The sequence below is a fragment of the Acidocella sp. genome, from assembly GCF_052326845.1.
GTDB lineage: Bacteria > Pseudomonadota > Alphaproteobacteria > Acetobacterales > Acetobacteraceae > Acidocella.
This window is the reverse complement of the sequence record NZ_JBKQJR010000082.1, coordinates 1-10,979: the sequence shown is the minus strand read 5'-3', so window position 1 is coordinate 10,979 and position 10,979 is coordinate 1. Positions and strand designations below refer to the sequence as shown.

Sequence of the window (10,979 nt, the reverse complement as noted above, 5' to 3'; positions counted from 1 at the left end):
CGCGCATAGGGCACGCAGCTCAGATGCGTCGGCGTGCCGAAATGGCTGGGCGATTCCAGGCGCGGCCCGGCGCAGGCGGCCAAGGCGAGGCAGGGCAGAAATGCTAGGCGCGGATGCAACATTCTGGCCACGTTCTGGCTTACTCCGCGGCCGCGCCGCAATCCCCCCGCTTGATCCAGCACCTAGCTCAGACTAGCCTGCGCCCCATGCCCTCACTTTCCATGCACTCTCCGGTCGGCGACCTCACGCTGTTCGCGGAAGATGACGCCATTGTCGCGCTCGAATGGGGCTGGGGCAGCCTCCAGGAGCCCTCGCCCCTGCTCACCCGCGCCAAGGCGGCGCTGGACGCGTATTTCGACGAGGACGCCAACCTGCCGGACGACCTGCCGCTGAACCCATACGGCACCGCGTACCGGCGGAAGGTGTGGGCCGCGCTGCGGCAGATCCCGCTGGGCGAGACGCGCAGCTATGCCGAGATCTCGGCGGTTGCGGGCGGCTCGGCCCGCTCGGTCGGCGGCGCCAATGCCGCCAACCCCATCCCCATTCTCATCCCCTGCCACCGTGTACTGGGCAGCGCCGGCATGGGCGGCTATTCCGGTGGCGAGGGGCTTGCCACCAAACGCATCCTGCTCGACCTCGAACAACGAATCAGGGCCAGCAAATGATGACCAAAGCCATCCGAATCCATGCCACCGGCGGCCCGGACGTGCTGAAATGGGAGCAGGTTCCCACCCCTCAGCCCGGCCCGCACGACGCGCTGGTGCGCCATGAGGCGGTCGGGTTGAACTTCATCGACGTCTATTTCCGCACCGGGCTGTACAAGGCGCCGCTGCCGGCCACCATCGGCATGGAAGGTGCTGGCGTGGTCGAGGCCGTGGGCGAGGCGGTAACCAACGTCGTCCCCGGGGACCGCGTGGCCTATGCCGGCGGGCCGCTCGGCGCCTATGCCACGGAGCGCATCATCGCCGCCGACCGGCTGGTGAAGCTGCCGGAGGGCATAGATTTCAAGACCGCCGCAGCGATGATGCTGCAGGGCATCACCGCGCAATTCCTGCTGCACCGCACGTTCAAGGTGCAGAAGGGCCAGACCATCCTGGTCCATGCTGCGGCTGGCGGCGTCGGCCTCATCATGTGCCAGTGGGCAGCGCATCTCGGCGCCACTGTCATCGGTGTGGTCTCCACCGCCGAGAAGGCGAAGCTGGCCCTGGCCAACGGCGCGGCGCACGCCATCATCGGCCACGCCAACCTGGCGGCGGATGTGAAGCGCATCACCTGCGGCGCCATGGTGCCGGTGGTGTATGACAGCGTGGGCAAGGACACGTTCTCCCCCAGCCTGGACTGCCTGGCCCCGTTCGGCCTCATGGTTTCGTTCGGCAACGCCTCCGGCCCCGTGCCCCCGGTGGATATCCTGACCCTTGGCGCCAAGGGTAGCCTGTATCTCACGCGTCCGGGCTTTGCCACCTACACCGCCAATCCGGCGGACCTTAACGCCTCGGCGCAGAGCCTGTTCGATGCCGTACTCTCCGGCGCGGTGAAGATCCAGGTCAACCAGACCTTCCCGCTGGCCGATGCCGCCGCCGCCCACGCCGCGATGGAAGCCCGGCAGACCACCGGCAGCACCGTTCTCATCCCCTGAGACCGCTCCTTCCCCTCGCCCTGGCCGCGTTTTGGCTGGCGCTCGCCTGCGCCACGCTGCTGGGCATCCTCTGGCTGGACCAGCCGATTACCTTGTTCTTCGCCGCGCATAGCGGCTTGCGCCGGCTCTTCCAGGCCTGCGCCGCGCCCTCGCTGCTGCCGCTGCCCGCTTCGGGGCTGTTCCTGTGCTGGGCGGCGCTGCAAAAACTGCGCGGGGTGACGCGGCTTCATCCGCTTTGGCTGCGCCTCAGCCTCGCCACCCTGGCCGCCACCGCCGCCAAGGATGAGCTGAAATGGCTGTTCGGCCGCCCCTGGCCCGGCTCCTGGCTGAAATACGGGCTGTACGGCTTCCACCCGCTGACTGACAGCCCCCTCTATGGCGGTTTCCCCTCCGGCCACACCGCCTATATCTCGGCACCGCTCGGCGTGCTCTGGGTGCTGCGCCCCCGCTGGCGCCCGCTCTGCGCCGCCGTCATCCTCGCCGTGATGGCCGGGCTGGTCGGCGCCGATTACCATTTCCTGTCGGACGTGCTGGCCGGGCTCATCACCGGCACGTTCTGCGCCTGGGGCACGCTGGTGCTGCTGCCCCCGGAGAAGCTACGGGCTTAACCCGCCCGCACCAGCTGCTCGCGCGCCGCGGTGGCCAGGGCGTCGGCGCGGTCGTTCATCACATCGCCCGAATGGCCGCGCACCCAACGCCAGTCGATCTCGTGCGGCTTCGCCGCTTCCAGCACGCGCTGCCAGAGGTCCATGTTCTTCACCGGGTCGCCGGTGGAGCTGCGCCAGTTCTTGCGCACCCAGCCGGCATGCCAGCGGGTGATGCCGTTCTTCAGGTACTCGCTGTCGGTATGCAGCACCACCTTGCACGGGCGGGTCAGCGCCGCCAGCGCCACCGCCGCGGCGGTCAGCTCCATGCGGTTATTGGTGGTCTCGGCCTCGGCGCCGGAAAGCTCCTTCAGCGTGCCCTTGAATTTCAGGATCGCGCCCCAGCCGCCAGGGCCCGGATTCGGCTTGCAGCCGCCATCGGTCCAGATCTCGACAATGTTTTCCACGGTATCAGAGTCCATAGGCGGAGGCATCCCTGGCGGCGAGGTGAAAGCGCAGGCGGCGGTAATAATCCATCGGGTCTTTCGGCGTGACCAGCGCGCCTTCCGGGGTGTTCAGCCAGTCGTACAGCCGCGTCAGCAGAAAGCGCATGGCCGCCCCCTGGGCCAGCACCGGCAACGCCGCCTGCTCGGCCGCCGAGAGCCCACGATGCGCCATATAGCCGCGCAGCAACGCGCGGGATTTGGTGATGTTGAAGGAAAAATCCCGCTCGAAGCACCAGGCGTTGAGGCAGATCGCCACGTCGTAGGCGTAGATGTCCGTGCAGGCGAAGTAGAAATCGATCAGCCCGGAAATCCCGCCATTGAGGAAGAACACGTTGTCCGGGAACAGATCGGCATGGATATGCCCCACTGGCAGGTCTTGCGGCCAAGCGGAGACAATCCGCTCCAGCCAGCCGGCCAGCTCCGCCGCCAGGCCCGGCTGCACGGAATCGGCGCCCTCGCACTTGGCCAGCAGCGGACCCCAGGAATCCGGCCCCAGCCCGTTCTGGCGCGTCGGCGCGAAGCCCTGCCCGGCCAGATGCAGCTTTGCCATCGCCGCACCCAGCGGCTCGCAATGCTCGGCCAGCACACGGCGCGGCCACACGCCGGGCAGGAAGGTGGTGATGGCGGCGATCTTCCCGGCCAGCGGGTTCAGGTTCTGGCCATCCTTTGCCCGCACGGGCAGCGGGCAGGAGAGCCCATGCGCGGCCAGATGCTCCATGAGCCCCAGGAACCAGGGCAGGTCCGCCGGGTTCACCCGCTTCTCGTAAAGGGTGAGGATGAAATCGCCCTGTGTGGTCTTCAGCGCGTAATTGCTGTTCTCCACGCCCTCGGCGATGCCGCGATAGGCGAGCAGCGTGCCGATATCGTAGCGCGCCAGGAATTCCGTCAGCGCCTCGTCCGTAACTTCCGTATAAACTGCCATGCCCGTAGATGACCGGGCGTGAAAATTCTGGCAAGGGAGGGCGCATGAAAGAATCCCGCGTCACCGCCCTTGCCGCACTGATCAGCCTCGCCGCCCTTACCGGCTGCGGCGGCAACCCCAAGCCTAACACCGGCCAGCAGGCCGCTCTGTATTGCCCGCAGGTGGCCTTGCTGCAACAGGCGCAGACGCTGAGCACCTTCCTGCCCGGACGGTCGGACGTGGCGGCGCAGCTGACCACCGCGCAGATCACCGGCTTCTCCGGCGAGTGCGTGCTGGAGAAGCACAAGCGCGCGCTGCTGGTCACGGTGAAACCCGCATTCCAGGCGGATAACGGTCCGGCGAATAACGGCCAGCCGCTCACTTTGCCCTGGTTCGCCGCCATCACCCAGGATGACAGCATAATCTCCAAGTCGCCCTATAACGTGACGCTGAAATTCAACGGCAATGTCAGCATGGCCTTCGCCACCGGCAAGCCGGCGAAGATCGAGGTGCCCAACGTGCCCGATTCCGCGCAGTTGCAGATCCTGGTCGGGTTTGAGATGACGCCGGACCAGCAGGCCTACGCCGCCGCGCACCCCAACGCCACGCCTTAAGACGATTCCAAGGCGGCCATGCGCCTAGACCTGACGCGCCGCGCCCTGCTGCAAGCCGCCGCGCTGCTGCCCGCGGCAGGGGCGCTGGCCGACACCGGCCCGGTCATCCGCCTGCGCCTGCTGGAAACCTCGGACCTGCATAGCTTCGTCGAGGATTACGACTATTTCCGCGACGAGCCGGATGAGAGCGTCGGGCTGACCAAGGTCGCCACCCTGGCCGCCGCCGCGCGGGCCGGGGCGCCCAATTCCATGCTGTTCGACAATGGGGACATCATCCAGGGCAACCCGTTGGCCGATTACGTGGCGATGCCGGGCAATTTCCCCACCGATGGCGTCCACCCCACCATCCGCGCCATGAACACCATGGGCTTTGATGCCGCCACGCTCGGCAACCATGAATTCAATTACGGGCTGGACTTCCTGAACAAGGCCGTCGCCGGGGCGAATTTCCCCTTCTGCTCGGCCAATTACCTGCATGAGGACGGCTCGCCCTGCCTGCCCCCCACCTTGCTGCTGGAGCGCGAATTCACCGCCGAGGATGGCAGCAAACACAAGCTGAAGATCGGCGTCATCGGCTTCCTGCCGCCGCAAATCACCAATTGGGACCGCGACCATCTGCGCGGCCAGGTGCGCACGCAGGATATCGTAGAGGCCGCCAGCGCCCATGTGCCAGCCCTGCGCCAGCAGGCGGACCTCGTCATCGCGCTGGCCCATTCCGGCATCTCCGCCGCACCCCGCCAGGGCGGCGAGGAAAACGCCAGCCTCTATTTGGCCTCCGTGCCGGGCATCGACGTCATCTTCACCGGGCATTCGCACCGCAGCTTCCCCGGGCCGGATTACGCCGGGGTGGACGGGGTGGACGCCACGCGCGGTACGCTGAACGGCGTCCCCGCGGTGATGCCCGGCTTCTGGGGCGGGGAGCTGGGGCAGATCGACCTCACCCTCACCCAGTCGGGCGGCAAGTGGGTGGTCAGCGACTTCACCTGCGCCACCATCCCCATCGCCCAGCGCCAGGACCAGGAGGTGATCTCGCTCGCCGCCAACAACGCGGCGGTGGATGCGGCAGTGGCGCCGGAACACCGGAAGACGCTGGCCTGGATCCGCGAGCCGATCGGCCAGCTGACCCAGCCGGTGAACTCCTATCTGGCGCTGGTGAACGGGGCGGACAGCTCGCTCGCTTTGGTGAACGCGGCCCAGACCTGGTACGCCACGCCGCTCCTGCCCGATGAGGTGCTTGGCCTGCCGGTGCTCTCCGCCGCAGCCCCCTTCAAGGAGGGCTACCAGTCCCCCGAGAACTACGTGGACCTCCCCGCCGGCGGGATCGCCATCAAGGACGTGGCGGACCTCTACAGCTACCCCAACACCGTGGCGGCGCTGCGCGTTAACGGCGCCACGCTGCGCGAGTGGCTGGAGCGCTCCGCGGGCATCTTCAACCGCATCGACCCCGCCAACCCCGCCCCGCAGGCGCTGCTGCGCCCGCGCGTGCCGTCTTATATCTTCGACGTCATCGCCGGGGTGACCTATGAGATCGACCTCACCCAGCCCAACCGCTACGGCGCGCACGGGCTGGCGCACCCGCAGGCGCACCGCATCGTCAACCTGTGCTACCAGGGCGCGCCAGTGGACGACGGCCAGGACTTCATCGTCATCACCAACAACTACCGCGCCGATAGCGGCGGCATCGTGCATGACCCGGCGGATGTGGTGCTGGACGCGCCGGACAAGACGCAGGATGTCATCATCCGCTACATCCTCGCGCATAAGCCGGTCACCGTGGCCACGCCAGAGGTCTGGCGCTTCGCTGCCATCGGCACGCCGGTGACGGCAGTGTTCGAGAGCGCGCCGGAAGCCGCCAAGGCGCTGCTGCCGCTCGGCAACATCACCAGCCAGGGCGATGCCGGGGACGGCTATACCCGTTACGCCATGCAACTCAGCTAAGAGTATTTGCTGATTGTTCCGCCCCGCGCGCGCTCCAACTGAGGGGCAGGAACGACACGCAGTACACCATTAAATGGCCAGAACCCCTTCAGTATTGCGGCTTTTCTGCCACATCACGCCAGAAACTCCGGGCTGGCGGGGTTTTTCGCTGGCCCGGTCACGCCCGCTATTGGTAATGATTTCTCGACGGATTGCACAAGAATACGCACTGTCTGGGAGACTTTTCTTGTATAGCCGCTGGCTTGCCGCCTTGTGGCTGAGCGGCGGCCTCGCCTTGGCGCAGGCCGCCGCCGCCTCACCCGCCTCCGTTACATACCCCTCTGGAAGCTGGAGCACCGACAACAGCGGAACCGTGATCAGCGTCGCGCAATGCGGGACGGATCTGTGCGGCCGCATCTCCGGCATGGTGCTGGACCACCCCAACGACCCTCCGCCGCTCGATTGGCGCGGCGACCTGCAATGCGGCGACATCATCTTCCAGGTCGCCCCCAGGACCGCCGATGACGGCACGGTGAGATGGAACGGCACCGTGACCGACCCGCGCGACGGCGCCGTATACAGTGCGACGGTGACGTTCGACGCCCAGGGCAATTTGCATATGCGCGGCTATATCGGCCTGCCGATTCTCGGCGAGACGCAGATCTGGCGCCCCTACGCCGCGCAGACGCCGAGCGACTGCCTGATACGCCGAACCAATTAATCGCGCCGCCGGATGGCTGCCGCGTGACTTAACGGTCTTGGGGCTTGCTCCGGGCGTGCGCGGCGGCGAGCGCCCGGAGCGCCTTGCGCTTTGCCCCGTACCACAGGCTCCAGCCCAGCAGCAGCGCGAGGATGCCGTAACCAATGAAGGGCGAGAGCAGCAGATAGCGCGGAATCGGCCAGATATAGGCGAGCCATACCATCACGCCCGTCTGGCAGATGAGGCCCACGCCCCACACCGCCGTCATCATCCGGAATCCCTCCGCCACGCCGGGATTTTCCCACAGCGCCTCGAATTCCGTCTCGCCTTCCGGCGTGCGGCGGGCCGAGGCGGCGCGGGCGAGATAGAAGATAATCGGTCTTTTCAGCGCCAGCGAGGCCAGGAACAGGACGCCGACGGCACCCGTGACCAGCACCTCGCGCACCTGGATGAGCCGCGGCGAACCACCGAGCGCGGTGGCGAGCAGGGTGAACAAAATCCCCGCCACCACGAGCGAGGAGACGGCATCCAGCCGCTTTGCCTTGGCCAGCTCGTAGCCGCTCCACAGCAAGGGCGGCACGGCGGAGGCGATGAGCGCGTCCGTATCGCCGAAACGAGCATCCAACGCCTCGTAAACGAGATAGGGTGCGACGAAATTAGCCGCGATCTCGGGTACGGCGTGCAGCGCCTTCAGCGGATCAGCCCCGTCATCGGCGAGGACGCCGTGGCGAAGCCTTTGCGCGGAATCCGTCCGGCACGGTAGGCAAGGCGCCCGGCCTCCACCCCCGCCTTCATGGCGCGGGCCATCAGCACCGGGTCACCGGCCAGGGCGATGGCGGAGTTCACCAGCACCGCGTCGCAGCCCAGTTCCATGGCGAAGGTGGCGTCATACGCCGTGCCGACACCGGCATCGACCAGCACCGGCACCTTGGCCTGCTCGATGATCATCTGGATCATCAGCGGGTTCTGCACGCCAAGCCCGGAGCCGATCGGCGCGCCCAGCGGCATGATGGCGACACAGCCCATATCCTCCAGCCGCTTGGCGGCGATGGGGTCGTCCGAGCAGTACACCATCACCTCGAAGCCGTCCTTGATCAGCGCCTCGGCGGCCTGCAGGGTCGCGGCCATGTCCGGGTACAGCGTCGGCGGGGGCCCAAGCACTTCCAGCTTCACGAGGTTCCAGCCCCCCGCCTCGCGCGCCAGGCGCAGGGTGCGCACGGCCTCGTCGGCGGTGAAGCAGCCGGCGGTGTTGGGCAGGTAGGTGTAGCGCGAGGGGCTCACGTAATCCTGCAGCATCGGCGCGTTGCGGTCCGAGAGGTTCACGCGGCGCACCGCCACCGTCACCATCTCGGCGCCCGAGGCCTCAATGGCGGCGGCAGTGGTTTCAAGATCCTTGTACTTGCCGGTGCCAACCACGAGGCGGGAGGAAAACTTCCGCCCCGCGACGATCCACGGATCGCCGGCCTGCTCGCTGCCGTCCATAGTCAGCCACCCCCGACGAAGTGAACGATCTCGATCGCATCCCGCGCATCGAGCAGCGTGGTCTCGTAGAGCGAACGGGGCACGATCTCCAGGTTGCGCTCCACCGCCACCTTGCGGCGGTCCAGCTCCATGCGCGCCAGCAGCCCGGCAACGCTGGTGCCGGGGGGCAGCTCCATGGCCTCGCCGTTCACCGTCAGGGCCAGCATCTCAACCGTATTATTCATGCGCCGCATTATCGGGCTGCCCCCCGGCCCCCGCAAGGGGCGCTTAAAAATTTGGCGGGCTCGATTCCATTATGCTAGCGGATTACTCATCATGGCAGCACCACTCATCCTGGTCCTCAACGGGCCGAACCTGAACCTCCTGGGCACGCGCGAACCGGATATCTACGGCACCGGCACGCTGGACGATTTGGAAACCCTGTGCGCGGAAACCGCGGATGGCCTGGGCTTGGCCATCGAATGCCGGCAGACCAACCTGGAAGGCGAGCTGATCACCTGGGTGCAGGAGGCGCGCGAGCGCGCGAACGGCCTGATCATCAACCCCGCCGGGTATTCGCATACCTCGGTTGCGCTGATGGACGCGATCGCCACGCTCGAGATCCCGGTCATCGAGGTGCACCTGTCCAACATCCACAAGCGCGAATCCTTCCGCCATCACTCTTATGTGTCGCGCGCCGCCTCCGGGGTGATTTGCGGTCTTGGATTTGCGGGCTATAGGCTGGCGCTGATTGCCCTCTCCGACATCCTGGAAGAAGAAGACGACCAATGAGCCTTACATTCGACCCCAAGACCCTGGCCGAACTCGCAGCGCTGCTGAACGAGACCGGCCTCTCTGAGATCGAACTGGCCGAGGGCGACCGCAAGGTGCGGCTGGCCCGCGCCATTACCCAGGTGGCCATGCCGGTTGCCGCCCCCGTGGCCGTGGCTGCCCCGGTTGCCGCCGCAGCACCCGCCGCCCCGGCCGCGCCCGCCGACCTTTCCAAGCACCCCGGCCTGGTGAAGAGCCCGATGGTCGGCGTTGCCTATCTCTCCGCCGAACCCGGCGCCCCGGCCTATGTCACGGTCGGCCAGACGGTCGAGGCCGGTGCCACCCTGCTGCTGATCGAAGCGATGAAGACCTTCAACCAGATCAAGGCCCCGCGCGCGGGCGTGGTGAAGCAGATCCTGGTCACCTCCGGCGCGCCCGTGGAGTTCGACGAGCCGCTGATGATCATCGAATAAGATGTTCAAGAAAATCCTCATCGCCAATCGCGGCGAAATCGCGCTTCGCGTCCTGCGCGCCTGCCGGGAACTCGGCATCGCCTCCGTCGCGGTGCATTCCACGGCTGATGCCGACGCCATGCATGTCCGCCTGGCGGATGAGAGCGTGTGCATCGGCCCGCCGCTGGCGCGCGACTCCTACCTCAACATGCCCGCCATCATCTCCGCCGCGCTGATCACCGGCGCCGAGGCGATCCACCCGGGCTACGGCTTCCTCTCCGAGAACGCCGCCTTCGCCGAGATGGTGGAGGCGCATAACCTCGTGTTCATCGGCCCCACGGCGCAGCATATCCGCATGATGGGCGACAAGATCACCGCCAAGACCACCATGGCGGATCTCGGCGTGCCGTTGGTGCCCGGCTCGCCGGGCGAACTCGCCTCGCTGGAAGAGGCGCGCGACGTCGCCGAGCGGATCATGTACCCGGTGCTGATCAAGGCGGCGGCGGGCGGCGGCGGGCGCGGCATGAAGGTCGCCCGCGAGGCTTCCGAGCTTGAGGCCGCCTGGCGCGAGGCCCGCGCGGAAGCGGGTGCTGCCTTCGGCAACAACGCCGTGTACATGGAAAAATACCTGGACAAGCCGCGCCATATCGAGCTGCAGATCCTGGCCGACAACCATGGCGAGGTGGTGCATATCGGCGAGCGCGACTGCTCGCTCCAGCGCCGCCACCAGAAGGTGCTGGAAGAGGCCGGCTCCCCGGTCATCACCGCCGAACAGCGCGACGCCCTGGGCGAGACCGTGACCAGCGCGTTGAAGAAGATCGGCTACCGCAACGCGGGCACGCTGGAATTCCTGTACCAGGACGGGCAGTTCGCCTTCATCGAGATGAACACCCGCCTGCAGGTGGAGCACCCGGTCTCCGAGGCGATCTCCGGCATCGACCTGGTGCGCGAGCAGATCCGCATCGCCGCTGGGCAGCCGCTCGGCTATACCCAGCAGGATGTTGTTTTCTCCGGTCATGCCATCGAATGCCGCATTACCGCCGAGGACCCGGAGACCTTCGCGCCCTCGCCGGGCCGCGTCGACGTCTTCCACCCGCCGGGCGGGCTCGGCGTGCGGGTCGATAGCGCCCTCTACGCGGGGTACCGCGTGCCGCCGCATTACGACAGCCTGATCGCCAAGTTGATCACCTACGGCAAGACCCGCGAGGAAGCCATCGCGCGGATGAAGCGCGCTTTGCGCGAATTCGTCATCACCGGCATCAAGACCACCATCCCGCTGCACCAGCGCATCCTGGAAGCACCGGATTTCGTCGCCGGGGACTACACCATCCACTGGCTCGAACGCTTCGTCGCCGGGTAGCCCCGGCCACGAGGCGCTCGTACCCAAGGGGCTCCGCCCCCTTAACCCCCGCCAAGGGCCGAGAGGCCCTTGGATCC

14 protein-coding genes are annotated in these 10,979 nt (G+C 67.1%); 9 read left to right on the top strand and 5 right to left on the bottom strand.

Going from position 1 to position 10,979, the window contains the following annotated elements; genetic code table 11:
- The first annotated feature begins 206 nt into the window (after window positions 1-206).
- From ACLPJJ_RS05640 to ACLPJJ_RS05630, 3 genes are all read left to right on the top strand, one after another.
- Complete coding sequence (locus ACLPJJ_RS05640; RefSeq protein WP_443589973.1) at window positions 207-665, top strand: methylated-DNA--[protein]-cysteine S-methyltransferase; 459 nt, start codon at window positions 207-209, stop codon at window positions 663-665.
- Entirely contained in the window at window positions 665-1,636 is a 972-nt protein-coding gene (locus tag ACLPJJ_RS05635; RefSeq protein ID WP_443589972.1) for a quinone oxidoreductase family protein, read from the top strand. The genes ACLPJJ_RS05640 and ACLPJJ_RS05635 overlap by 1 nt, the downstream gene beginning before the upstream one ends.
- A gap of 116 nt (window positions 1,637-1,752) precedes the next feature.
- Window positions 1,753-2,244 carry a phosphatase PAP2 family protein gene (locus tag ACLPJJ_RS05630; protein ID WP_443589971.1) on the top strand — a complete coding sequence of 164 codons (492 nt, stop codon included), beginning with the start codon at window positions 1,753-1,755 and terminating at the stop codon, window positions 2,242-2,244.
- Here ACLPJJ_RS05630 and rnhA read toward each other — a convergent pair.
- Both rnhA and ACLPJJ_RS05620 read right to left on the bottom strand, forming a co-directional pair.
- Window positions 2,241-2,702, bottom strand: a complete 462-nt coding sequence (gene rnhA / locus ACLPJJ_RS05625; RefSeq protein WP_443589970.1) for a ribonuclease HI — start codon at window positions 2,700-2,702, stop codon at window positions 2,241-2,243. The two genes, ACLPJJ_RS05630 and rnhA, sit on opposite strands and share 4 nt — an antisense overlap.
- Complete coding sequence (locus ACLPJJ_RS05620; protein WP_443589969.1) at window positions 2,692-3,648, bottom strand: homoserine kinase; 957 nt, start codon at window positions 3,646-3,648, stop codon at window positions 2,692-2,694. Before ACLPJJ_RS05620 ends, rnhA begins: the two co-directional genes overlap by 11 nt.
- Before the next feature lie 44 nt (window positions 3,649-3,692).
- On the opposite strand from ACLPJJ_RS05620, the gene ACLPJJ_RS05615 reads away from it, so the two are divergent.
- From ACLPJJ_RS05615 to ACLPJJ_RS05605, 3 genes are all read left to right on the top strand, one after another.
- Window positions 3,693-4,241, top strand: coding sequence for a hypothetical protein (locus tag ACLPJJ_RS05615; RefSeq protein ID WP_443589968.1), 549 nt, complete (start codon window positions 3,693-3,695; stop codon window positions 4,239-4,241).
- An 18-nt stretch (window positions 4,242-4,259) separates the two neighbouring features.
- Entirely contained in the window at window positions 4,260-6,179 is a 1,920-nt protein-coding gene (locus tag ACLPJJ_RS05610; RefSeq protein WP_443589967.1) for a bifunctional 2',3'-cyclic-nucleotide 2'-phosphodiesterase/3'-nucleotidase, read from the top strand.
- 226 nt (window positions 6,180-6,405) lie between these two features.
- Complete coding sequence (locus ACLPJJ_RS05605; protein ID WP_443589966.1) at window positions 6,406-6,879, top strand: DUF2147 domain-containing protein; 474 nt, start codon at window positions 6,406-6,408, stop codon at window positions 6,877-6,879.
- Window positions 6,880-6,907: 28 nt separating this feature from the next.
- Here ACLPJJ_RS05605 and ACLPJJ_RS05600 read toward each other — a convergent pair whose 3' ends face one another.
- Genes ACLPJJ_RS05600 through thiS form a run of 3 tightly spaced genes read right to left on the bottom strand, consistent with a single transcriptional unit; the run spans window position 6,908 to window position 8,564 of the window.
- Window positions 6,908-7,525 (bottom strand): VC0807 family protein, encoded by a 618-nt coding sequence (locus ACLPJJ_RS05600; RefSeq protein ID WP_443589974.1) that lies wholly within the window; start codon window positions 7,523-7,525, stop codon window positions 6,908-6,910.
- 23 nt (window positions 7,526-7,548) lie between these two features.
- Window positions 7,549-8,340, bottom strand: a complete 792-nt coding sequence (locus ACLPJJ_RS05595; protein WP_443589965.1) for a thiazole synthase — start codon at window positions 8,338-8,340, stop codon at window positions 7,549-7,551.
- Window positions 8,341-8,342: 2 nt separating this feature from the next.
- The gene (gene thiS / locus ACLPJJ_RS05590; RefSeq protein ID WP_443589964.1) at window positions 8,343-8,564 is read right to left on the bottom strand and encodes a sulfur carrier protein ThiS; all 222 of its coding nucleotides are present in this window, start codon (window positions 8,562-8,564) and stop codon (window positions 8,343-8,345) included.
- Window positions 8,565-8,655: 91 nt separating this feature from the next.
- On the opposite strand from thiS, the gene aroQ reads away from it, so the two are divergent.
- The 3 genes from aroQ to accC are packed head-to-tail and all read left to right on the top strand — an operon-like array spanning window position 8,656 to window position 10,902.
- Complete coding sequence (gene aroQ / locus ACLPJJ_RS05585) at window positions 8,656-9,111, top strand: type II 3-dehydroquinate dehydratase (RefSeq protein ID WP_443589963.1); 456 nt, start codon at window positions 8,656-8,658, stop codon at window positions 9,109-9,111.
- Window positions 9,108-9,563 carry an acetyl-CoA carboxylase biotin carboxyl carrier protein gene (accB, locus tag ACLPJJ_RS05580; protein ID WP_443589962.1) on the top strand — a complete coding sequence of 152 codons (456 nt, stop codon included), beginning with the start codon at window positions 9,108-9,110 and terminating at the stop codon, window positions 9,561-9,563. The genes aroQ and accB overlap by 4 nt, the downstream gene beginning before the upstream one ends.
- 1 nt (window position 9,564) lies before the next feature.
- The gene (accC, locus tag ACLPJJ_RS05575) at window positions 9,565-10,902 is read left to right on the top strand and encodes an acetyl-CoA carboxylase biotin carboxylase subunit (RefSeq protein WP_443589961.1); all 1,338 of its coding nucleotides are present in this window, start codon (window positions 9,565-9,567) and stop codon (window positions 10,900-10,902) included.
- The last annotated feature ends 77 nt before the right edge of the window (window positions 10,903-10,979 follow it).